A 23,176-nucleotide genomic window follows, 5' to 3' on the forward strand; every position below is an offset into this window, starting at 1 on the left:
TGTCAAGACCCTCGTGAGGATGGCGAGGGATAATCGGAGGAGAATGATGGCCCGTGTCAGGTGACGGAACTATAGGCAAAGCATGTGATGTGCTGGATCACGTGGCATCGTTCGAGCGCCCCGTTCGATTCGCTGAACTTTTGGAAAGCAGCGATTTTCCAAAGGCGACCCTGTATCGATTTCTGCAATCCCTCACCAACCAGGGAATGCTGTCATATGACCGCGACAGGCAGACCTATGCGCCCGGGATGCGACTGGTCCGGTTGGCCCATGCGGCATGGACGCAAAGCTCATTGGCCCCGATAGCGCGGCCTTTTCTGGATGCCCTCAGTCAAGAAACCGGTGAAACCGTGCATCTGGCGCAGCTTGATTCCAGTCAGGTTCTTTACGTCGACAAACGCAACGCCGCACAACCAATCGAGATGTACTCTCAGGCTGGTAAAGTTGGCCCGGCCTACTGCACAGGGGTCGGCAAGGCGATGCTGGCATTTTTGGACGAAGATGCGTTGAACAGGGCGGCGTCGCAGCAAAGCTATCACCGCTTCACCAACAAAACTCTGACATCCGAAAAGATGTTGCGGGCTGATCTTGACAGAATTCGCAGCCGGGGATTTGCCATCGATGATGAAGAGCACGAGCCTGGCATCATATGCATCGCCTGCCCAGTTCTGACGTCGAACGGTCGGATGCTTGGGGCAATTTCGATAACCGGGTCCACCGAACGAATGGATTTCGATCAACTCGAAGCCTGGGTGCCGCGCCTGCGGCGCGTGGCTGAACAAATCGGAACCGAGGCACAAGCCTGGCGGTTTCCCGAAACAGGCCCTAGTTCCAAAAACGACAGGATGCTGATGACATGACAGGTGTAACTCTGAATCGGGCAATCAAACGGTACGGTCAGACACAGGTCATTCATGGGATCGACCTGCAAATCGAAGATGGTGAGTTCTGCGTTTTTGTAGGGCCTTCAGGGTGCGGAAAATCCACGTTGTTGCGGATGATTGCAGGGCTGGAAGAAACCTCGGAAGGTGAGATTCACATCGGATCGCGCGAGGTGACACATATGGATCCAGCCAAGCGCGGCGTGGCGATGGTGTTTCAGACTTATGCGCTCTACCCGCACATGTCAGTTGCGGAAAACATGGGATTTGGCCTGCGCATGAATGGTGTCCCAAAAGCCGAGATCGACCAGAAGGTGCAGGAGGCTTCGAGCATACTGAAGCTTGATCCCTACCTCAAGCGCAAACCCAAGGCCCTGTCCGGGGGGCAACGGCAAAGGGTTGCGATCGGGCGGGCGATTGTACGCGGGCCCGAGGTTTTTCTGTTTGACGAACCCCTGTCCAACTTGGACGCTGAATTGCGTGTCGAGATGCGCGTCGAAATCGCGCGTCTGCATCAGGAAATCGGTGCAACCATGATCTATGTGACCCATGATCAGGTCGAAGCCATGACGATGGCCGACAAGATTGTGGTGCTGCGCGATGGCCGGATCGAACAGGTCGGCGCCCCGATGGATCTGTACCGTGATCCTGACAACCGGTTTGTTGCAGGTTTCATCGGTTCGCCCGCGATGAACTTTCTTGATTGCGGATATACTGACGGCCATGTCACCCATCCCGCTTTGGGCCAGCCATTGCCGGTCTCGGCAACTGTTCCTGCCGGAACGGGCAAGGTGACGTTGGGGATGCGCCCTGAACATATTCACATCGACCGGTCTGCCGACACCTGCACTGTGGACCTGACCGAAGCGCTTGGGGGTGTATCCTACTCGTATTTGCTGACGCCAAATGGGGACAAACTGATTGTGGAAGAGCGGGATGACCAGCGCAGCAAAACCGGCGACCGGATTGGCATATCCATTCAACCTGACCGTGCCATGGTATTTGATCCCGAGACAGGGCAGAGATTTCGGTAATCCTTGGCCGCAACCCGAAAAAATTCGTGGGACCAGCCGGGCAGCTTCATGGAAAACATGTGGCGTGACCTGAAGGGAAACGCCAAAGACAGCCGGGTGAAACGTTGAGCTGATGACATCAAAAGCCATCCAAGCCCAGCCCGTGGCAAAACGCGCGGGCACAGATGATTGATTCCCAGCGTAACGTGATTTAAGGGAGGCCCTGTCAAAACAGAGTCACCCAGGGGCGGTATCGTGATCGCGCCCCTCCCGCGCCACGCTGAAGTGGCTTCAACTCTTGGATCGCACGCCCCGAAAGGCTTAAAAAGGTAAAAGAATATGGCAGATAAATCGAACTTCGACATATTGTATACCATTGTAGACGAAGCGCCCGAACTGGCCAGCGCCTCGTTCCTGCCCATCATTCGCAAGTTCGCTTCGGCTGCTGGCGTCAGCGTGGGCACCAAGGACATTTCACTGGCCGGGCGCATTCTGGCAGCCTTCCCCGAAAACCTGACGGATGAGCAGCGTGTCTCGGACGATCTGGCAGCATTGGGTGAGCTGGTAAAAACCCCGGACGCCAATGTGATCAAGCTGCCGAACATCTCGGCATCGGTTCCGCAACTGGTGGCCGCCATAGAAGAGTTGCAGTCGCAAGGCTATGATATCCCGGCCTATCCCGAAGAACCTTCGACCGACGAAGAAAAGGCGATCCGTGCGCGTTATGATGCCATCAAAGGCTCGGCCGTGAACCCGGTTCTGCGTGAAGGTAACAGTGACCGCCGTGCGGCGCGGGCTGTCAAAAACTATGCCCGCAACAACCCGCATTCCATGGGCGAATGGACCTCGGACAGCAAAACCAAAGTCTCGTCCATGTCGGGCAACGATTTTTACGCCAATGAGAAATCGTCCACCATCACCGCTGCCCAAGCGGGCGATGCAAGGATCGAGTTTGTCAGCAAAGACGGCAGTGTGACTGTCCTTAAGGACGCGTGGTCGCTGGACGAAGGCACCGTGGCTGATGCGACCTTCATGTCAGTCAAAGCACTGTCATCCTTTCTTGCAGAGGCCATCGAGGACACCAGGAAAGACGGCACAATGTTCTCGTTGCACCTGAAAGCCACGATGATGAAGGTCTCGGACCCAATCATCTTTGGCTATGCGGTCAAGGTCTGGTTGGCGCCGGTTTTCGACAAATTCGGTGCGGAACTGGATGCGCTGGGTGTGAATCCGAACTCGGGTCTTGGCGATTTGCTTGAGCGGGTACAAAACAATGCCGAGATCGTCGCCGCAATAAACGCGATCAAGTCTGATCGTCCATCCATGTATATGGTGGATAGCGACAAGGGCATCACCAACCTGCATGTTCCTTCCGATGTGATCATTGATGCTTCGATGCCAGCGGTGATCCGCGCGGGCGGCAAGGGTTGGGATGAGACCGGTGCCAAGGGTGATACAAATTGCGTCATCCCCGACCGGTGCTATGCAACTGTTTATGATGAAAGCATCAAGTTCTTCAAAGCCAATGGTGCATTGAATCCCGCCACTGCCGGTGCGGTCGCAAATGTTGGCCTTATGGCGCAGAAGGCCGAGGAATACGGCAGCCACCCGACCACCTTCGAGGCGCCCGCCGACGGCTCAATGCGCATCGTTCTGGCCAATGGCGAGGCCCTGCTTTCGCACGAGGTCGAAAAGGGTGACATCTGGCGGGCCTGCACCGTCAAGAAGGCGCCGATCGAGAACTGGATACAGTTGGCGATGGACCGTCAGCGCCTGACCGGATCCGAGGCGATCTTCTGGCTGGATGCGAACCGTGCCCACGACGCAGAGCTGATCAAATATGTCGAACCGGCGCTCGAGGCTGCGGGCGGGGCTGACAAGTTCCAGATCATGGCCCCGCGCGAGGCAACGCGCCAGACGCTGGAAACCATCACCGCCGGAAAGGACAGCATCGCCATCACCGGCAACGTGCTGCGTGACTATCTGACCGACCTGTTCCCGATTCTCGAACTGGGCACCTCGGCCAAGATGCTGTCGATCGTCAAGCTTATGAATGGCGGCGGCCTGTTCGAAACCGGGGCAGGGGGCTCGGCACCGAAACACGTGCAGCAATTGGTCGAGGAAAATCACCTGCGCTGGGATTCGATGGGTGAATTCTGCGCGCTGGGGGAATCACTGAACTTCCTGGCCGACGCCAAAGGAAACGCGAAGGCAGGTGTTCTTGGCGCTGCGGCAGAGGCCGCAACTCAGGGCATTTTGGACAACAACCGGTCGCCAAGTCGAAAAGTCGGCGAACCGGACAACCGCGACAGCCACTACTGGTTCGCGCGCTACTGGGCCCAAGCCTTGGCTGCCCAATCTGACGATGCCGATCTGGCAGCTGAAATGGCACCACTTGCAAAAGCGCTGGCAGAGAAAGAAGAGCAGATCTTGTCGGAACTGGCCGCAGTCCAAGGACCGTCGGTGGATTTGGGCGGGTACTATCACACTGACCCGGTCAAAACCGCCGCTGTGATGCGCCCCAGCGCTACGCTGAACGCAATCATCGGCTGATCGCCGTCGAACAGGCGGGCGAGTTTCGTCCGACATCAAAACACGAAGGGACCGCCTTTGTGCGGTCCTTTTCATGGAACGCGGGATTGCCCAAAGACCCGCCCCGAACCTTACGCCTGACGATCTGTAGCTTGCTGTGGCTGCGCCGTTAAAACCAACCTTGTCAGGTCCTATGAACGACTTGCGCAATGTGTGCCCGGTAAACATCTGCGCATCACGTTGGGTTCCAGCGCTTGGGCCGTCCGGACACCAGGCGCAAATTTCGATCGCTTTCCTGAAACTGCGAACAGGTGCGAACAGGGCGGTCAGCAAGGATCGAAAGATCCTGATTTTTGGAAAAATTTAAGATTTACGGGATTCCCCCAATAGCGCCGGTTTTCAGTCCGCGTTAGGTATTTGGGGACAAAGAATTTCACTGGTGAGGCCTTAGGGCTATATCACTCACTCAGAAAAATGGCCAGCATTTGGGGTGCTGGCCATTTGCGTATCTGGTTCACCAAATCCTTGAACAAACCAGCGTGTTCAGACGCTTACGCGCGAACAGGCCGTTCATTTGCCTAGCATTGAACTGGGGGTTGATTTTAATCAGCCAAATCGACGGGTTTGAGCCTCGACAAGCGATGGCTTGATTTGGTCAACGCCTGACGCAGCTACACCTTTGTGCTGCAAATATGACAGACGACGTGCTTCCCTCCGGGCAAGAGCCAGAGATTCCAGAATCAAAGCGCAGACGATGGACAGCATTGTCGCAACAAAACCGGATACTGCGACGACGACAGACGGAATTCTATCGACAAGCCCTGTTTCCAAAAATTCCCGGAATACGGATGCAAACACAAAGAGCGAAGGCAAAAACATCAACACGGCCAATGACAGGAAAAACGCAACGGGCTTTTCATCCTTGATCAACAAGCCGATCATTTTGAGAATCCGCCACCCGTCGGAAAACGTCGCCAGCTTAGAGTTCGAATCTGGCAGGCGTGACGAATACCTTGTTTGAACCTCACCGATTGGCATGCGCATCTGCATCGCATGAACTGTTAGCTCTGTTTCAATCTCGAACCCGTTTGATACTGCGGGGAAGCTTTTGACAAAGCGTCTGCTGAAAACGCGGTAACCCGAAAGCAGGTCGTTGATTTTGCTGTTGAAGAAGAATTTCACAAGCCAACTGAACAACGCGTTGCCAAATTTGTGGCCGCGCCGATAGGCTTCAGTTTCTTCATTCACACGGGCGCCGTTGACCATATCCAGATTCTGCGAAACGAGCATGTCGATCAATTCCGGCGCCGCCGCGCTGTCATAGGTCGCATCCCCGTCAGCCATAACGTAGACATCCGCATCAACGTCGGCAAACATTCGACGGACCACGTTGCCTTTGCCCTGGTATGTTTCGGAATAGACCCGCGCGCCTGCCTCAAGCGCGACCTTGACGGAGTCGTCGGTGGAATTGTTGTCATATACGTAAATCGTTGCGTCGGGCAGGGCCGCGCGGAATTGCCGAACGGTTTCACCTATGGCAACGGCCTCGTTGTAGCAGGGCAAGATCACTGCAACGTCCAAATCCGATCTGGTCGCGGACGACGGTGAGTTATTCTGAATATTGAAGGCGCCCTGTATCATATGCAAATCACGCTCTTTCATTGGCATCAATTGAATGATGATCGTGCTTGGGGTTGAAGGTGCTGTGTATTTGAGGCTGTTATGAAGCAGATAAGAGGCCAAAATTTGTCATTCTGAAAAACCTCGTGTTTGACGCTGACAAAAAAGGGGCCGATTGAAGAACCGGCCCCAAAGTTTCAGCTGAACCGAGGGATCAGTTCGACGCTGCCATCAGTTTTTCGTTGTGCTCGCGCAGCGTGTCGGAGACGATCGCATACCATTCCCCGGTTTCGCGCATCTCGTTCAGGCCTTTGTTCAGCATCGCCAGGTATTGCTTGCCGAACGGATTGCTGCGGTGGCTGATAAAGCGCAGCGAGGAAAGCGAGGTCACGTACGGGTTCTCAACCAGGTCGTTTTGGTTCAGGCCCATTTCAACCATTGTGTCCGAGAACAGCTGAACTTCAAAGGTTGCAACATCTGCGGTGCCGGTCAGGACCGCGTCAAGGCATTCGCGTGCGGTGATCGGCTGCATCAGCGTCATGGTTTCACCGTTGTGCAGACCTTCCTGTTCCAGATCATGGATGAACCAGCCATCCATACGGCAGATCGTGGCGCCCTTCAGCTCTTCAAAGGTTGTCGCATTCGCATACTGGCTTTCCGGAATGGTGTAGAACCCGACGACAATGTCGTAGACCGGAACAGATGAATCGAACTGGGTGCAGCGCACCTCGGTTTCCCAGGACCATTCGTAGGTGCGGTTGGTGCAATCCGGCATGTTCCACGCCATGGACACGTCAAAGGCGCCAAGAGGCAGAAGAGTTTCCAAGTGCGAGTTCCAATCATCCACGAAGCTTACGGAATAGTCGCGCGCGTTGCCGCCACGCTGCAAAGCCGTGGTGCCCAGACGGGTGATTGCTCCGCCGCCGTTCAGCGATTCATCGGCGAAAGGTGCCCAGCCATTGCCGGTCACCAGCTTGATCGGTGGCTGGTAGACGCTCGAACGTTTGACGCTGGCCGCGCGTTGTTCTTCAGCTGCGATGATTTCCTGCGCGCTCTGACCATTGGGCAGGCTACCGTCCTCACAGGGAAGGGCCAGAACCAGACCTGGCTCCAGAGCGTTGGGGTTGGTGATTTCGTTCCGGTTCGCGTTGAAGATCGGCTGATAGTTCGACGTGCCGTAGGCTGCGATTGCAATGGTCGCCATGGTATCGCCGTCTTGGACGGTATAGTTGGTACAAGCTTCCTGTGCTGCAGCGGCACCTGCGCACAGAGCGGTAATAGCAGTTGCTGAAAGCGCAACCTTTTTCATCTTCTCGTTAAACATGTCCACTTCCTCCAGACTTTAGTTTGTCAGGCCAGATCGGGGCCTTATCCATTTTCCATTTGATGACGCAGGGCGGTTGACACGATGTCGCGCCATTCGCCCGATTGCTGCATGATTGCCAGACCCTGATTCAGCGTCTCAAGGATCGCTTCCCCATCAGGATTATCTTTGTGGGTCATGACGTTGAGCGACTTGATGGCCGCAAGGTTGGGGTTTTCGATAATCCGGTGCTTGTACCCAAGCCGTTCAATTGCCTCGGCTGCCAGATGTGCCTCGATGGCGACGATATCTGCGGTGCCTTCCATCAAAGCGTGAAAGCAATCATCCGGTGACGTTGGCCGCAGAAGTTTGATGACCGGTTCGTACAGGCTTACAGCGTCCATGTGAGACAAAGACCAACCCTCTGGCCGGCAGATCGTTGCACCGGCAAAATCGGCATAGGTCAATGTCTCCTCATAGCCGGAACCTTCGCGGGCGAAGAACGTATCCACGACCTCGTAGAACGGGTTTGAGAAATTGTAGGTCTCGCACCGATTGCGATCATCTTCCGACAGCGCAACGGCCTCTTCGCAATTGGGACGCGACCAGGGGAAGGTGGCGTCAAATGCGAGTGTCGGCATCAACAGGTCCAGATGCGAAGACCAGTCATTCACGAACTGAATCTTGTAGGCCTGTTCGGGAGCGGCACGAAACATCGCTGTCTCAACCAGATGGGTATAGAGCCCCCGATTGGGCAGAGATTCATCGGTGAACGGAGCGTAGTTACCGCCAGTGATCAACAGCAATTGACGGTCCCGGATTTCGGGCCGTTCACCCGTTCCGGCATTTCGGATCAAAGCGGCAGCTTCGGCACGGGCGGCTTCGATCTCTTCCTTGGCAGCAGCGCGTGCTGCAACGACCGCTTCTTCACTCGCGTTCTTTGCCTCGGCTTCCGCTGCCGCAACGCGGGCTTCCGCTTCGGCCACGGCTTTCTCGGCGCGTTCTTCTGCGGCTTTTACCAGCTCTGCCGCCATTTCGGCGGCCAGCCGCTCTGCCTCGGTGTCAGCAAGCGCCGGAGCACGCCCGACATCTTCCAGACAGGGCAGTTCCAGAACGTCGCCGACGCGGATGATATTGGGGTTGGAACCGATAACATCCCGGTTCGCGTCGAAAATGATGCGAAAGTCCTCGGTCGCATACACTTCGATTGCCAATTCCCGTAAGCTATCGCCGCGTTGAATTTCATAACTTGAACACGCCTCTTGCGCAGATGCCGCGCCCGTGGCGGCAGCAAGGGCAAGGCTTGATATGAGTAAGTGCTTTATCATGGGTCCTGTTGCTTTGCCTGTTTAGGTTCTTGTGAGTTTCGCCACTGCGATAGAAAGATTGTCCTGATCCGGGTCACCCTTGGCCTGCACAGCCGTCAGCAATGCTTCGGCAATGTCTTGAGCCAGCCCCTGTTGATGATCCCGCAGAATGGCTTGAATTTCGGTGTCGCTGATGTACTGCAACCCATCACTTCCAAGGATCAGGACATCGGCGGGCGACACGATCAATGGATCTTCCGGGCAATCCACTTTGGGAATGGCCCCGCCTGTAACCACGGACGTTAATTGATTGCTGTCCATGTCCCGGGCCACCGCTTCGGTGATCTCGCCCGAAGCCACTTTCGACGCAATCACGGGTGCCATCGAGTGGTCTTCGTTGACCTGCGTCAACGCTCCGTCCCGAAACAGGTAAAGAGGGCTGTCGCCGATCGAAATCCAGAACACACGCCGCCCCAGAAGAAGGACACCCAACATGGTTGATCCCATGTTGAAGCCATGACCCCTGGCCTCGGTGTAGTTGGCGATCGCGGCATTGGCTTGCATGGCGGCCAAAGGAAGCGCATCTATCGCGGATCCTTCGTTCAGGGTTTCTGCCTCAAGTTCTGCGTCCAGCGCGTCGCGCCATGCAGCCACTACCATTTCCGAAGCTATTTCACCCGCCTCATGGCCGCCCATACCGTCCGCAATCACAACATAGCCCGCGTCCGACGCGTCAAACATGCGGGCTGCAATCGCGTCTTCCTGCGTTTCCCGCTGACCCTGGTTCAGGATCAGCGCAACATCATATGCCGGAGTTGCCAGCATTTATCAGGAATCCCGCCAATCAAAACCGTCGTCGCAGAAAGCCATGAACCGGATCGAGGTTTCGCTGATGCGGATCAGGTCTCCGTTGGACAGGGCCACGGTGCTGAGAACAGGTTTGCCGTTCAGGCGTACAAGATTGGCCTTGCCGCCATGGCCCAAGTAACACTTCCGGTCTTCGGGGTCATAGGCGATGACTGCATGGTTCGAGCGCGAAATGCCGGTATCGCCAAAATCCAACTGAATGGCCTGGTCATCGTTGCGCCCGATTTGCATCAGGCCTTCGGTGAGCGTAATGCTTGAACCTCGTCCCGGACCGGCTGTTACAACCAGCCAGCCCACCGGGAATGTCTCTTGCGCCGCTTCTGCTTTTGCTACGGGTTCGGAGGATTCGATCAGGTCCTGAACATGCGTGTCGGCGCGCTCAAATCCCAGAAATGTCGTTTTGACCCGTGAACGGCGATCCTCGACCGGGGCAGGGGCTGTTTCAACCTGCTCAATCACCGGCTCAACCGTGTCTTCGACCTGCTTCTCTTCTGGGGCCGGAGCTTCGGCAACCTCAACCTCGCCGACTTCTGGCTCGGTAGGTTCGGACACGACCTCAGCCGTTGCTTCCTCTGGCGAAGTCTCGGCGGGTGTTTCCGTCAAATGCAGGGTGACAACCTGCTCGACCTCAACCAGTTCTTCGACATTTTCTTCCACCAGAACGTTTTTCAGAGCGTCGCCCTCTTCCAAGTTGTCTTCTTCCGAACTGTCTTCGGCAAAGATCGACTCCTCGGGTTCGGCCACTGCCTCCGGCTCGGCCTCGTCAAACTCGGGCATCTTTTCTTCGGGGATCAGTTCATCCGTTTCCTCATAGGATTCGGATGTCATGTTTCCACCGGCCAATGCGGCGCGCAAAGCGTTGAAATCCGCAATGGGTTCTTGCTTTTCTTCTTCGCTTACAGCACCGTCTACTGTGGCCGGTTTCTCGGCAACGTCTTCTTCTTTGGATTTGCCGGCACCTTCGAGAAGCCGGCTCAGAGGGCTTTTGTATTTGAACATGGTGTCGACACCTTCAAGTTAGTGACGCAGATAAGCCGCGTCGTAAGCTGCTACTGTTCCCTGCACGTCAGCGCAGAGCCACTCAATGGATACCCATGGGAACTGGTACATTCTGCGGCGGGCCGGTTCCCGCCAGGGTGGCACACCTTGATACCACCTTCAGCAAACACACACTGGCAGATCACTATCGAACCGGTCAGATTACTCCTGTGCAAGTTGCATGATTGCGGCCGTCTCGGCCCCATTGCGCAACACTGTCAGATTTGCCTCAGGCTGCTCGCTTGAAACGAGTGCGGCCAGCATCTCATCAAGGCTTTCCGAGCCGTCAAATGTGATGCCGGAATGGCTTTCATTCAGAAGGACATCGTCTTTTTGCAGGCTTACTGCCGCGTCAGCCGGAACTGCGTTCACCGTGGTTTGCCATCCGCTATTGCCATCGGCGCTCACGGTAAAGGTGTAACCATTTTCTAAACCAACGGATCGTATGGCGGGAAGGGCCAACAAACCATTTTGCGCCCGGGTCTGACCCAGCGGGCGATAGCGGGCAGCAACCCTTGTGTACCCATCGGCATCAACCTTCAGGTTATCCAGAACCTGCGCCGCAAAAGGTACATCCTGGCGGACCGGGCTGCCATTCAGGGTATAGATGACAGCGCCACGCTGTACCCAATCGCCGATCACGCTCATGTCCTGATTGGCGTCCACCCCCGTAACTGCAATGGTGGCTCCGGTAGAGCCGCGGCGGCGGGATGTCTGGAAGGGGATATCGACATCCCAATGCGCAAACGCCACCTGCTGTTCCGCCGGAACACCGGCGTTGGCGATTGCATCAGTCGCAGGTGTCTCGATCTCAGACACTGCTGCAATATCAGTCACTTCTTCCGACTGTGCCGGAATTTCGGAACGTTCAGTGTCTACGGAGGCTGTTTCTGTGGCAGCTGGCTCCGCAGGTACTGGTTGTGCCTGCTCGACAGGCTCTTCCGGTTTGGGTTCGGGTGCAACGACCACTTCGGGTTCGGGATCGGTGGCCTCTGTGACAGAAGGATCGGTAACGGGCGCCTCTGTCTCAGCGGGTTGTATGTCTGCCATGGGCTGCGCGACCGGTGTTTCTGCCTGGTCTTCCGTCTTGTCGCCGGACATCACAAAGAAACCACCTGCGGCCAACGCAACTGCAACAACAGCCGCGCCTGCAATCAGCTTGCCGCTGCCGCCGGACCCGCTCTGAACCACTGTATCGACAGCGACCGGGGTTTCCTCTTTCTTTGAGATTTTGGTCAGATCGCTATCTTTTTTGTCTTCGTTGCCAAGAACGATGTCCGAGTTTCCGGCCAGCAGGGCCGTAACTACGGCTTCGGCGTTCTCGCTTTCGGCCTTGATCCGGGCCTTTTCTTCCTCTTTGTCTTTGCGATCCATGCCGACAATCACGGACACGGGCCGATAGGCGAATGTGTCGAACATGACGCCAGGGCCGCGGAACATGCGCAACCAATCCAATGCAGATTGAAGACGATCCGTGGCGTGAACTTCCATCGCCTTGTCAATCGCTTCGAGGAACCCGTCTGGGTATCCTTCGAAACGACCGGTCAATGGCGTGTAGGGGTCATCCTGCCCGTTGTTGAACGCGTTCAGGCGGCTCTGGCCGTCGATGGGGCGTTCACCGCTGATGGCGTGATAAAGCGTGGCGGCCAGAACATAAAGGTCGCTGCTGGGCCCTTGATCCGCGCCCCGCACATAGAATTCGTGCGGAGAGTATCCATCCTTGATCACGCGCAGTGTCAGCAATGCTGCCGATTTGTTCGCCGCTTGCTCGCGTGCGGCGCCAAAATCGATCAGGACGGGGTCTCCGTTTTCATCAATCAGAATGTTGTCCGGCGAAATGTCCCGATGCAACATGCCGCTCTGGTGAATGAAAGACACCGCGGACAACATTTTTTCGGTGACCTGAACGATGAAATCAGGGCCGCCGTCATTCTCCGGGTTTTCCACGTAATCCAGCAGGTCGCACCCACGGATGAGATCCATTGCGATATATGCGGTGTCATTGTCTTCGAACACCTGATGCACATCTACGATATTGGGATGTACCAGACGCGCATGATTGCGTGCCTCCTGAATAAAGAGGTCAATGATCGAGCGCAGGTCGTCCTTGAAGGACGGGTCGTTTGGTTCGACCAGATCACCGTTGCGGCGGCACAGCGCTCCGGGGAAGCACTCTTTGATAACGACGTCGCGCTCCAGGCTGTCGCGCGCCAGGTAAGTGATCCCAAATCCGCCGTTGCTGAGATAGCGGAGGATTTCATACTGCCCGCGCAACAGCTTTGCGCCTGGCTGCAATCCTTCAATTTTCGGTTCGTCGTGCGTCGCGCCGACAGCCTGGTTGTGGCTCATTTCAATCCGCCCGTTCTATTCATTTTGCGGCTTAGAAAAACCGGGCCGACAGCCCACGAACTCACAACCAAAAACAACCGCAGGACACTTGAGAACGGTTAGACGTTTCAAATTTGACTTTATTGGGGCCGCCTGATGGCTTCACTATGGATCGTTTTTCGCGTGATGGCATATGTTGTGCCTAATGGTATGTACGGATCTATATATAGACAATGGGTATGGGCTGATTGAAAACTTAAACCCGAAATCAAGCGTGTTGGTCCACGAATTCGAAACAATAAAGGGCCGATTCCTCGGCCCTTCGAATCGCTGCAATGCAGCTCAATCTTGACGGGAAAGCGTCAGGTTCCGGTTTTCGGCTGCGCCGCTGCGATCGTGCTGCCAGCCCATGCAAGGTTGTCGCCCAGCTGCGCCAGAATGCTGATTGCGTCCTTCAATGGTGCGTCCCCGCTTTCGAATTGCAGCAACAGAAGCAAATCTGTCGCCTTTTCAAATTCTGCGGGAATCCAATCAGCTTCGGGGTCGATTTCGCCACCTTGTTCCAGCCGTTCCGCAAAATCTTCGACGATCTCCTGACAGCTGCTCAGAAACGCGGCCGGTTCGATATCAGAGGTTTCACGTAGATCTTCATAGATGCTTGCTATTGCGGCCAGCCAGTCCTCGAGAATGGGGTTGTTCAACGGGGGCAGGGCAGACCCAAGCGTTGAATGCATTGATGCGGTATCATTCGAAACAGGCTCTGGCTCTGCGCCCTTCAGCGCTTCAAGATAGGGCAGGAAGTCCTGCTGCAAATCTTTCCGCGCAGCCTCGAGATCGCCGCGGCGCCGGTCGGATGCCGCTTCCAGCACGTGTTCCGCAAGGTTCTGCCCGCCGCAGGTTTCCCAAAGCGCAAAGTCGGGCTCTGGCTCCTGCGCCATGGCACGCACGGCGACCGGCGTACCAATTGGGACAACGGCGCGGAACATTCCTTCTTTTTCCTTGTTCAGACGCGCAAGGACGCGCTCCAGGGCACCCTGCACCGGTGGCAGATCAGCATGTGTTACGGCGAGCAGGCTGTTGGCCCGAAGCTCCGGGGGCACCTGAGACCACAAGTGACGCTCGGTCTCGCGCCAGGCATTGGTTCCATTTGTGCACCAGATGGCACAATCGACGAATTTCAGCAGATCCAAAGTCGGCTTGTAGGTATCATCCAGAGCACCCGAGCCCGGAAGATCAAACAGCGATATTTCCTTGAGGGCCGGAGTATTGATACCGACCGATATGAAATCGGGCTCTTCCTGGGCCGCTTTTTCCAGCACTATGCCGGAGTATGTCTTTGGTTCCCTGTTCCACCAACCGACAGTCGTTTCGGGCGCATCCGCGTATGCGACGATCACAAGCGGCAATTTCAGATGCTGCGGGCCGGTTGGCAGAATGTCCGCGCCAGCCAGCATGTTCGCCAGACTTGACTTGCCTGCGCCGAATTCCCCGGCGAAACCGATATTGACCGCGTTTGACAGACGTTCAGCGTGGGACAGAGCCCGCGCACGCATATCCTCCAACGCCTCGTCAGGCGTCAGGTGTTCAGTTGCGGTCAGGAAGCGCTCCAGTTGGCGTACTTCCTTTTCAGTTCCGGGAAATTCAATCATTCCGCAGCCTCTGCTTGTCTTTCATCCGCATCGGGTGTTCCAAAAACCGTCTCCAGCTCAGCTGCAATGCGACGTGCTTTGTCGAAGGCACCTTGCGCTTCCGCCTGGGCGTTCAGTTCTCCTGAGTTGGAACGGTGCTCAAGATGACCGGCCAGAAGGGCCATATAGTGGTCCAGAACCGTATTCAGCCGTTCCAACAGATCGTCGCGGGTCGTGTCGATCAGGTCATCCCCGATCAGCTCGAACTCCTGCACGATCAGCCGTTCTGCACGCGCCACAACGCTATTGCGCGAGATCAGACGCGACAGCCAGTTTACACGCAATTCAACGGTAATGCCACGGGTCAGGGCGGTGGTGTCCGGCCGGAACCAACGTACAGCACTGGTGTTCATGCGATTGTCGACCGGCTCTTGCCATCCCGGCAATGCCCGCAAGGCGGCATTGCAATGCATGTCGATCGCGTAAAGCTCGCTGAGCATGCGCTGCCGAACAACTTGCGATGCCCCCTGTACCAGTTCACGCATACGCTCGCGCAACGGCGTAAAATTAAGCTCGGTCTCTCCGCCTTTTGCCAGCAGAGGCGACTGGCCGTCCGGCCCGCGCACAACGATAGCCACCGATTCTGAGACAGTGTCATCCATGACCCCGCGCAGATTCGACAGGACATCATCCATGTCACGCGTGATCTCTTGCGTTTTTTCAGCAATCAGTTTCCGCAGGTCGCCAAGTGTCTTGTCGCTTTCATCGGTATTTCGGACATCCAAGCCGTCTTCATCTTGCAGCGCCCGCAAACGAACCTGAGAGCGCTCAAGCTCCCCGCGTGCGAAGCTGTCGAGATGTTGCCAGGCCATACGCAACTGTTCGTTGATCGGTCCGTCCGTCAAAGCCTGAGTGACATGACGGCGCAGATCGGGCAGGCCGGACGCAATCATTGCGGCAAAGCGCAGAACCGCTTCGCGGCTGATCGGTCCTGGGCCTTGTTTGATCTCGGCCACACCGTTGAGATATTGCTGCATCTGTTCCGGGTGGGCGCGCAGCCATGCCAGAACGTGGTCGTGGTTCACTCCGGTTTCATCACCGGTCAGAGCATAGTGCGCCCATTGCGCGCTGCCCATCAGGACATCGATGTTCGAGTTGCCGAGCGCCTTTTCCAACCCCTCCAATACATCCAGACGAACCTTGGCCGCGTCTTCGGCCCCGCCGCCCAGTTCATCCACACGGTTGATGAAGACGACGATCTGCCCGAGTTCCAGCGCTTGCATCAACCGGAACAGTTTCAGATCCGCGCGCGACAATGCCTGATGCGCGGACAGAACCACCACAAAGAAATCGGATTCCTTCAGATACTGTCGTGAAATTTCTTCACGGATCAGCAGGGGGTCATTTACACCGGGCGTGTCGGTGACCGTCAGTGGAAACGGAAAATGGCCCAAGTCAAAATAAACCTCGGCCTTGCGAGTGATGTCGCTGTAAAGGCCGCGATCGCTTCCGGGGTCCAAAGCCCCGTCCTCGGACGGATCATCCCCGGCACAGACATATCTGGCGAGGTCATCTGACGTCAGTTCGTCCAGATCGTGCTGTTGGCCCAGCAGCTGTTCATAGCTGTCACCCAGACGCCGACGCGCCCGGACCTTCATGGCCTCGACCTGTTCTTCGATCATCTCGCGCTTATAGCTGTCCTCGTCATCGGGAAACATGTTGCGCAGTTCTTCACCTTCGGCGATCAGCGATTGCCATTGGTAATTGTCGAAGAAGTGGAATTCGGCACCTTGGGTTCTGCGGGAAGGGTGCCCGAAATGCATGTCGGTTATAACAGTTGTCCAGGGGTTTACATCCGACGGCAAATACTCTGCCTGACCGGTGAAGCCGTTGATCAGACGCGATTTTCCAGCCTTGATTTGCCCGACAAACGCAATTGACGGTTTCAGATTGCTAAGATCACCAATGATGCGCGAAATGAATTGGCGCGTTTCATCATTGCTTGCCCCGTTCATTTCTTCTGCTATGCGAATAAGTTCGCGGCGATGTGTTTCACTCATTACTCATTACCCTGATTACAATAATAAACAGATTGAAGTAGTCGAAAATTTGAATTCAACGGAGGCAATCATTTCTCGGCCTCCTGCAAAGAGGTCCACAGGTTGACGACCGCCCCCAGTTTGCGGGCTTCGTGGATGGCGACCGCGATCTGACCTTGGTCACTCAAGACGGCCAGACCAGCCCCTTTCCCGCCCGATGGCCGCATGACAATCAGTTGCGGGTCTTCACTCTCATGCTGAGAGTCGCCATCCCATCCGGCAAGATCAGCCACAAAACGGGCCAGCGTGTCCTGGTCGGGATGCATCGGCTCAGATGGCTTGCAAACGCCTTCCAAAAGCGGTGCGGCTTCGTCCGAATTGTCCACGAACACACGACCCGAGGCGAAGCGGCTCGACACTTCAAAAAAACGTTGGGCAAGTGTTTCCGCTGCATCGGGTGTTGCCTCGGCGGATGGAAAGTCATCAACAGGTTTCTCAGCACTCGGGACGACGGAAACAATCGGCTCGGACGGAAGCTCAATGGCAGCGCAGGCTTTCTCGATTTCACTGAAGGTGATACCCACGTCATCCACTTCAAGCGCTGTGTCCGGTCTGCCCGACGTCAGTTCAAGCGGAGCAGGCGAACCGGAGATGCCGGAGACCAATCCGGCCAGTTTCTCGATCAGTTCGGCGCGTGATTCCGTTTCAAAGTCCGGAACCTCACCTGCCGGAACCTTAAAAACATCCGTGATCCGGGAGCTGTTCACCTCGATTGCCAGACAATCCCCGTTTGCGGCGGTAAATTCCAACCGGCGCGGCAATACTGTGCCGCGGATTGCCCGCAATACCGCAGAACGGCGCGCGGCCGCTGTTTCCCCAGCGATCCGCACGGTCGGAGACAGCCGTGCGACCGAGGTCCGCCTGATATCTTCAAGCAGCTCGAGAATGTCCGTGTCCATCATGCCGTGACCCCCTCTGGTCCCGTTCAAACCGCAGCCGCGACCGGCCCCAGACTGAGATGTGATTTGGTAAGCGCCAGTCCGACATTCGCACTGTTGCGACAGATATAGCAGACCACATGATCAGGATATTCCTTGGTCCGCAGAAAGATGTTCAGCCTGTCCTTGGAAAAAACGGCGACTTCCCCGAAGCCAGCGTTTTCTTCGTCTGCACTGCCGGCCTGACGCAAGAGCGCTTCAAAGGCTGCAACCCCGCGCCCCTGAAACAGATTGGCCACAGCCACCGCCAAAACATCCAACGAATCCGCGCAGTCGGAATCAGAAACAGAGCTGCCCAAAAGCATCCCCGTCTCCATGTCGATATACCCGGCTGCTATACAGTCGGGTATCGTTTCCATGGCGGAGTTCAGTGCGGTTTGAATAGACATCTAATCCATTGTTTTCATTTATGAGTTTCTCATTACTTCGATTCGGACACCCTTACAACACATGCCATTCAGCACCGCTGTTTTCTTTGGCTTTCGGAATGGATCGAAGTGCCTCTTTGGTTTGCCTTTCGTTGTGTTCAATGGCGATCTGATCGAACTCGGCCAGAAAGGCCTTGAATACGTTCTTCAGCCCTTCTGCATCCTGCGGCAAGTCTTGATTTCTTGAAACCTCGTGCCACATATCCGACGCGCTGAGAGGCGATCCGACCGCAACTTCGTGCAGGTCACCTAGCGCGGCAACGTTTCTTTCAACTGCGTCAACCTGTTCGGTGGTGACAGCTTCGATCAAACCGCTGGTTTCGGGTTCGGGCTCATAGTCATCCGCAGTGTTGCCGGTTTGCGCGGCCATCAATGCCGTAATCGAGGATACAGAAACTTCTATGCCGCGATCTTCAGCCAAATCGGCCTGCTCGGATTCCTCTTCTGCGCCATCCGGCACGATCGGGGTCTCTCGCATCGAAGTGTTCAGCGAGGCAAGCACGTCATCGGAATTGTCAACAGCCGCAAGAGGTGCGGGGCTGATTTCCGCATCATCCAGAGCGCCCGTGTCGTCATCCAATGCGTCCTCCAGATCGGCGTCAACGGACAGCTCGAATTCGTCTTCGTCACCCTCAAGGCCCGCGACATTCGTCAATTCCAGCGGGTCGTTCGAGGTGTCTTTGAAAAAGGAACGCAGATCATCGCTTGTGTCGGGTTCAACGGGCAGCGGAACCGGCTCTGATGTCATCTCTGCGCGCAGCCGTTCAGCCTCTTCGGCATCGATCCGAACCCGCTCGGCCTCATCCGAGCGCCGCTCGACCCGGGCAGGTCGTACCGGGAAGCTGGTTACAACTGTTTCGCCTACAGCGTTCGATTGCCCGGCGGCCTCCAACGGGTTCACCAACCTCAAGGGTGTGGCTTCGTCTTTGGCTGTCGGCTCGTTTGATGAACGGGCAGGGCGCAAAGGTTTGACTTTGGGTGCGTCGGCTTGGCTCTTGTCGATCTGGTATCGAGCCAGCTGATCGGCACGGTTGTCCATAATCTGTTCCGTGATCTCCAGGAAACTGTCGATCATCTTGCCGCCGCCGCTGCGCGACCACATCTCGGCATCGCCTGTCTTGTCCCGGGCCGTGATCGCGTCGCGGGCCGAAAACAAAATGGACCGATTGAACAGGTGACCAGCTTCGCGGTTAACGCGGCGCAGTACTTTTTGACGGTCTTTGAGGCTCAGGGCATCTGCCCGCGTCACCAAAAGCAAAGAGTTGTGTTGCAACCTCTCGGGTAGGGAAACCCATGTCGCGCGTTCGGTTTCGCGCCAGGCTTGTGTCGCGTGGGTACACCACAAAACGCCGTTTGCCTGACCCACCGCGCGTTGCCACACATCCGTCGAGATCTTGGGGTCCGAAATGCCGGGTGTGTCAATCAGGTCGACAGCTTCCAGAATATCGGCCTCAAGGAAGATGCGGATGAACTGTGCGTCATTGACGCCAACGGTTTCAAGCTGATCCAGTTCGATCAGTTCAGTACTTCCGTCATGGCGTTTGATATAGGGCGCCTGATTGCCCCAGCTAAACCAGACCGGTGGCAACTGGGTTGCCGTCACCTGCGTCGGCAAGGTCTGCGTTCGCAGCAAAAAGTTCATCAACGTGGATTTGCCGGCGCTGAACTCGCCCATCAGGGCGAAAACCGGTTTGCGACGGGACCACTGCTCGATGCGTTCCCATGCCTTCGGAGAAACAAAGCGTGTTTGTGTATCTTTTGCCATTTTTCTACTTATGCCGCTTCGTTGCTTAGATCTTTCAGTATGTCACCCAGAATCTCGTCCTTGGATTTCTGTGGCTGCAAGCCCGCCATCGCCGCCGCAGTCTGACCCGGGTTCTTGTCGGCAGAAGACGAGATGCTCAGCAGAGTTTCCTTCTGCTCGCGCAGGAAATCCGTCAGGATCGCGCGAACGTTTTCCAGAACCGCCGCGATCTGGTTTTCCTCGATATCCTTGGTGATCGAATTTGCCTCGGACGCGATCAACCGCGTGTAATCCGCCGCATATGCCTCAAATCCCTTTCGTCGTTGCCACCAACGTCGCCACCAGGTGCTTTGCAAGTCCAGTGCGATCGTCCGGCCGATGCCGAGAGGCGGTGGAACACGGGGAACAATGGGCGCTTCGATGCTGAATTCGCCCAGATGGTTGCCGAGTATCTTATGATAAAGCGCTTCAACATCCGCAGCAGCGGTTGCGTACAACGCCCCGGCATCTTTTCGCATGGCGCGGGCGAAACTGAAATAGGCAGCTTTTTGCAACGTCCGCAAACCTGCTGGATCGTATTGCCATGTGCCTTGTTCGCCATTTTTTTCAAGATGCGCGATCAGAGAGTCCGTCGCGCGTTTGACGAAATTGTCCTCGGCTGACTTCAGACGCTCCAACACCTTGTCGCGCAGCGCATTTGTCAACTCGGCGACTTTCTTTTCGTATTCGGCTGACACCGTGTTAACCGCCTCTTCGGGCGATACGCCGTCAAGATCCCGTGCAACGCCTTCACCTTCGGAAAGATTCCTGGCAACCGCAGTCGCGCGGATCTGACTGGCAATGTTTCGCGCCCGATGGCGGACGCGGTCCATCAGTCGCGCTCCGGCACCTTCTGCAATGCGCTCATTCATGGCCAGTAGCAGATCGGGCAGACCGGACAGCGCCCAGATTTTATCGAGCGAGGCCGCCTGATCACCGAAACCGGCGGCCAGGTAGAACGTATTCAAAGCCTGGCGCGACTCTTCTGTCAGAATATCCGGGTTCCCGGTCAACGCCGCTTCGGCCCACAGCGCACTGCCAAAAACGACGCTGGTATTTGTGTCGATATTGTTCTGTTTCAGCGTGTCCTGAATGCGGTCACGGATCTCTGGCACCTGGCTCACAGGATCGGACAGCTCGTCGATCCGGTTGACGAACAGGATGATCTGCCGGTTCTCGAACTGCGCGATAATGCGCATCAGGGCCATGTCCATTGTCGTCAGGGCCTGGCTTGCCGCCAATACCACAACGCAAACTTCGGATCCGCGCAGGCTGCGCAGAGTGATTTGTTCGCGCACCATGAACGTATCGTTCACACCCGGTGTGTCGCACAGTTTCAGCGCGATGGGGTATTGCGGAATGTCCATATACAGCTCGGCTGATTTGGTGACATCAGCAAACCGGCCCGTTTTGGGATCAATATCGGGATCGTCTTCATCGCCCAGGCAGACATAACGCTGAATCAGTTCCTCATCGAAATGATCATACTGATGGCTTTGACCCAGGATCAGGTCGAAATGTTTGCCAAGACGTTCCTCTGACTTGGCCTTCATCTCACCAATCTGGCGGCGGATGTCTTCCACCTCGTCATCTGCGCCGGCGCGATTGGCCAATTCGCCAAGACGACCGCCACCGACCATCAGGTTGTCCCATTCTTCCTGCTCGAAGAACGTGAACTTGGCCTTTGTGTCACCGGGCGGGCGCGTGTTGATGTTCAACGTCGTAACCACCGACGTCCAAGGGTTGACGTCTGACGGAAGCAGGCCGGGGTGCCCGGCAAGAATATTGACGATCGAGGATTTTCCGGCCTTGACCTGGCCCACCATCGTGACACTAGCGGTAAAGTTCTCCATCCGGGTCTTGAGGGTCGCCAGCCGTGCCGAGGAGCGCGCATCAGCCACCTCAGTCAGTTGATCAATCTGAGCTGTCAGTGAAGCCATGGTCGCCGTCATCGGTGCCAGTGCTTCGTTGCCCACAGACAAAAGGTGATCGTTGCGCGCCATACTTAACCTCCGGTTCCCGTTGCAGCAATTTCGGGTTCGTGCGCGACACGCCCCGCCGGAATGCTTGTCAGAGTGTCGATCCGCGCGATCAGGTCCAATGCATTGCCCAGAATTTCAGCTTCGGCCCGAGGTGTAATGGTCTCGTACGATTTGGAATCTGCCAGAACTTCGATCGAGCTGAAGCGGTCGCCGTTCTTGAGGCACGCAACACGGCGCCCGGTCGGGAAACCTTCGGATTTTGCGGCGGGCAACGGCATGCGTGCGTTCGCAAGCAGGTAATGTTCACCGGAATGCGTTCGAAGCGAAATGCCAAAGCCTGTATTCGGATGGTCGCGATTCAGAGTTTTGAGCTCACCAAGGAAACTCTCACGAGCGAAGAAGACGGCTTCTTGCTCGGCGGCAGCGGAGGGATTCAAATCGGTCACAGCAGAAAGCCTTGTATTGGAGTTGAGCAAAAAAACTCGTACCGGCGCCAAAGTGGCAAAAAGACTCATTAACTCCTGATAAACAACAAGTACCTTCAAGGCGGTGTTATTTTGGCGCGAATAAGATTTTTTAGCGGTTGAATTGTGGCGGCAATGTGGTCGATCTCTCATAAGAATGCCTCAACCGACGCGAGTATCTCGATGAGGCAGATCAGACCGAGAAACGTCCGGCAAGCTTGTATGCATGCATAGTCGGCGCAGCCAAATGACGCGAAGGTGACGTCTTTTCAGGTGCATTCGAAAGATTTGGAGGTCGAAATCCTTTTGATTTTATACTTTCTAATAAAAACAGATATTTATGTTTCGTTGCTTTACCGAAAACACCGGATCTGGAGGATGTAACCATGTTCCTTGTCAGATCCAGTAACACAGTCTGCGACAGTTTTCCGGATCAGACTGCATCAACTCTGGTCCGTTGTGCCTTGATTCTCCATCAAGTCTGGCGGCACAAGTTCCGACTTGTAGTTCTGGCGTCTATTCAACGTTAGCGCGTTTTTAATGGCTTGATTGTGCCAGGCGTCAACCTGAGAACCAAAAGTCGAAAAGCAGCGTCATATAGCTGCTTGCAAACCGGTTGCAGGTAGGGTTTCAGACGCCTCTGGTTTCGCGACCGTTGCGTTGCTTGCGGTATCAACCAGGCCGAAAACAGGTTGCAGTTTTCAACCAGGCAGCCCGGCAAGTCACAAACTTTCTATTCCTCGAATTTTCCCTCTCGCACTCCGATGCAAGCTTTGTTATTGACCGCTTCATTCCAGCGCAAACGCGCTTGGTTGCGGGTGTGGCGAAATTGGTAGACGCACCAGATTTAGGTTCTGGCGCCGCAAGGCGTGGGGGTTCAAGTCCCTCCACCCGCACCATATGAATTTACCATAATCATCATTATACGAATTTTAAGTGCGCCCAGGTGCGCGCTACTTCCAAGT

At 55.9% G+C, this 23,176-nt stretch carries 16 protein-coding genes and 1 tRNA gene; 4 read left to right on the top strand and 13 right to left on the bottom strand.

Going from position 1 to position 23,176, the window contains the following annotated elements:
- The first annotated feature begins 53 nt into the window (after nt 1-53).
- The 3 genes from ACR0LI_RS09325 (at nt 54) to ACR0LI_RS09335 (ending at nt 4,447) form a co-directional block, all read left to right on the top strand.
- The gene (locus ACR0LI_RS09325) at nt 54-860 is read left to right on the top strand and encodes an IclR family transcriptional regulator (RefSeq protein ID WP_480489121.1); all 807 of its coding nucleotides are present in this window, start codon (nt 54-56) and stop codon (nt 858-860) included.
- Nucleotides 857-1,915: an ABC transporter ATP-binding protein gene (locus ACR0LI_RS09330; RefSeq protein WP_480718395.1), complete on the top strand. Its 1,059-nt coding sequence runs from the start codon at nt 857-859 to the stop codon at nt 1,913-1,915. The genes ACR0LI_RS09325 and ACR0LI_RS09330 overlap by 4 nt, the downstream gene beginning before the upstream one ends.
- 318 nt (nt 1,916-2,233) lie before the next feature.
- On the top strand, nt 2,234-4,447 hold the full coding sequence (locus ACR0LI_RS09335) for an NADP-dependent isocitrate dehydrogenase (RefSeq protein WP_480718396.1): 2,214 nt from the start codon (nt 2,234-2,236) through the stop codon (nt 4,445-4,447).
- Nucleotides 4,448-5,032: 585 nt separating this feature from the next.
- On the opposite strand, the gene ACR0LI_RS09340 is transcribed toward ACR0LI_RS09335, so the two are convergent.
- The 13 genes from ACR0LI_RS09340 to ACR0LI_RS09400 all read right to left on the bottom strand — a co-directional run bounded on the left by ACR0LI_RS09340 (nt 5,033) and on the right by ACR0LI_RS09400 (nt 22,364).
- The gene (locus ACR0LI_RS09340) at nt 5,033-5,995 is read right to left on the bottom strand and encodes a glycosyltransferase family 2 protein (RefSeq protein ID WP_348539516.1); all 963 of its coding nucleotides are present in this window, start codon (nt 5,993-5,995) and stop codon (nt 5,033-5,035) included.
- 265 nt (nt 5,996-6,260) lie between these two features.
- Nucleotides 6,261-7,370 (bottom strand): LysM peptidoglycan-binding domain-containing protein, encoded by a 1,110-nt coding sequence (locus ACR0LI_RS09345; protein ID WP_171723770.1) that lies wholly within the window; start codon nt 7,368-7,370, stop codon nt 6,261-6,263.
- 44 nt (nt 7,371-7,414) lie between these two features.
- A complete protein-coding gene (locus ACR0LI_RS09350) occupies nt 7,415-8,677 on the bottom strand; it encodes a transporter substrate-binding domain-containing protein (protein ID WP_171636090.1) in 1,263 nt (420 codons plus the stop codon).
- Between the two features lie 21 nt (nt 8,678-8,698).
- Nucleotides 8,699-9,481 (bottom strand): PP2C family protein-serine/threonine phosphatase, encoded by a 783-nt coding sequence (locus ACR0LI_RS09355; RefSeq protein ID WP_171723769.1) that lies wholly within the window; start codon nt 9,479-9,481, stop codon nt 8,699-8,701.
- A 3-nt stretch (nt 9,482-9,484) separates the two neighbouring features.
- A complete protein-coding gene (locus tag ACR0LI_RS09360) occupies nt 9,485-10,522 on the bottom strand; it encodes an FHA domain-containing protein (protein WP_480718397.1) in 1,038 nt (345 codons plus the stop codon).
- 201 nt (nt 10,523-10,723) lie between these two features.
- Nucleotides 10,724-12,910, bottom strand: a complete 2,187-nt coding sequence (locus ACR0LI_RS09365; RefSeq protein WP_480718398.1) for a serine/threonine protein kinase — start codon at nt 12,908-12,910, stop codon at nt 10,724-10,726.
- A gap of 341 nt (nt 12,911-13,251) precedes the next feature.
- Nucleotides 13,252-14,538, bottom strand: coding sequence for a dynamin family protein (locus tag ACR0LI_RS09370; RefSeq protein WP_480718399.1), 1,287 nt, complete (start codon nt 14,536-14,538; stop codon nt 13,252-13,254).
- A complete protein-coding gene (locus tag ACR0LI_RS09375) occupies nt 14,535-16,577 on the bottom strand; it encodes a dynamin family protein (protein WP_171723765.1) in 2,043 nt (680 codons plus the stop codon). Before ACR0LI_RS09375 ends, ACR0LI_RS09370 begins: the two co-directional genes overlap by 4 nt.
- A 68-nt stretch (nt 16,578-16,645) precedes the next feature.
- Nucleotides 16,646-17,518, bottom strand: a complete 873-nt coding sequence (locus tag ACR0LI_RS09380) for a hypothetical protein (protein ID WP_480718400.1) — start codon at nt 17,516-17,518, stop codon at nt 16,646-16,648.
- Between the two features lie 23 nt (nt 17,519-17,541).
- Nucleotides 17,542-17,943 carry a hypothetical protein gene (locus ACR0LI_RS09385; RefSeq protein ID WP_171636075.1) on the bottom strand — a complete coding sequence of 134 codons (402 nt, stop codon included), beginning with the start codon at nt 17,941-17,943 and terminating at the stop codon, nt 17,542-17,544.
- 52 nt (nt 17,944-17,995) lie between these two features.
- Nucleotides 17,996-19,747 (bottom strand): dynamin family protein, encoded by a 1,752-nt coding sequence (locus tag ACR0LI_RS09390; protein ID WP_480718401.1) that lies wholly within the window; start codon nt 19,745-19,747, stop codon nt 17,996-17,998.
- Nucleotides 19,748-19,755: 8 nt separating this feature from the next.
- Nucleotides 19,756-21,768 carry a dynamin family protein gene (locus tag ACR0LI_RS09395; protein WP_480718402.1) on the bottom strand — a complete coding sequence of 671 codons (2,013 nt, stop codon included), beginning with the start codon at nt 21,766-21,768 and terminating at the stop codon, nt 19,756-19,758.
- A 2-nt stretch (nt 21,769-21,770) separates the two neighbouring features.
- Entirely contained in the window at nt 21,771-22,364 is a 594-nt protein-coding gene (locus ACR0LI_RS09400; protein ID WP_253283273.1) for a hypothetical protein, read from the bottom strand.
- A gap of 661 nt (nt 22,365-23,025) precedes the next feature.
- On the opposite strand from ACR0LI_RS09400, the gene ACR0LI_RS09405 reads away from it, so the two are divergent.
- A tRNA-Leu gene (locus ACR0LI_RS09405) sits at nt 23,026-23,110 on the top strand.
- The last annotated feature ends 66 nt before the right edge of the window (nt 23,111-23,176 follow it).

The sequence above is a fragment of the Ruegeria sp. CL7 genome, assembly GCF_056536445.1.

What these genes read in the sequence shown, in the direction of transcription:
- ACR0LI_RS09335 (WP_480718396.1), top strand. Translation starts at nt 2,234, where the DNA reads ATGGCAGATAAATCGAACTTCGACATATTGTATACCATTGTAGACGAA.
- ACR0LI_RS09365 (WP_480718398.1), bottom strand. Translation starts at nt 12,910, where the DNA reads ATGAGCCACAACCAGGCTGTCGGCGCGACGCACGACGAACCGAAAATT.
- ACR0LI_RS09350 (WP_171636090.1), bottom strand. Translation starts at nt 8,677, where the DNA reads ATGATAAAGCACTTACTCATATCAAGCCTTGCCCTTGCTGCCGCCACG.
- ACR0LI_RS09380 (WP_480718400.1), bottom strand. Translation starts at nt 17,518, where the DNA reads ATGATGGACACGGACATTCTCGAGCTGCTTGAAGATATCAGGCGGACC.
- ACR0LI_RS09390 (WP_480718401.1), bottom strand. Translation starts at nt 19,747, where the DNA reads ATGGCAAAAGATACACAAACACGCTTTGTTTCTCCGAAGGCATGGGAA.
- ACR0LI_RS09400 (WP_253283273.1), bottom strand. Translation starts at nt 22,364, where the DNA reads ATGAGAGATCGACCACATTGCCGCCACAATTCAACCGCTAAAAAATCT.
- ACR0LI_RS09360 (WP_480718397.1), bottom strand. Translation starts at nt 10,522, where the DNA reads ATGTTCAAATACAAAAGCCCTCTGAGCCGGCTTCTCGAAGGTGCCGGC.
- ACR0LI_RS09375 (WP_171723765.1), bottom strand. Translation starts at nt 16,577, where the DNA reads ATGAGTGAAACACATCGCCGCGAACTTATTCGCATAGCAGAAGAAATG.
- ACR0LI_RS09395 (WP_480718402.1), bottom strand. Translation starts at nt 21,768, where the DNA reads ATGGCGCGCAACGATCACCTTTTGTCTGTGGGCAACGAAGCACTGGCA.
- ACR0LI_RS09385 (WP_171636075.1), bottom strand. Translation starts at nt 17,943, where the DNA reads ATGTCTATTCAAACCGCACTGAACTCCGCCATGGAAACGATACCCGAC.
- ACR0LI_RS09355 (WP_171723769.1), bottom strand. Translation starts at nt 9,481, where the DNA reads ATGCTGGCAACTCCGGCATATGATGTTGCGCTGATCCTGAACCAGGGT.
- ACR0LI_RS09345 (WP_171723770.1), bottom strand. Translation starts at nt 7,370, where the DNA reads ATGTTTAACGAGAAGATGAAAAAGGTTGCGCTTTCAGCAACTGCTATT.
- ACR0LI_RS09330 (WP_480718395.1), top strand. Translation starts at nt 857, where the DNA reads ATGACAGGTGTAACTCTGAATCGGGCAATCAAACGGTACGGTCAGACA.
- ACR0LI_RS09370 (WP_480718399.1), bottom strand. Translation starts at nt 14,538, where the DNA reads ATGATTGAATTTCCCGGAACTGAAAAGGAAGTACGCCAACTGGAGCGC.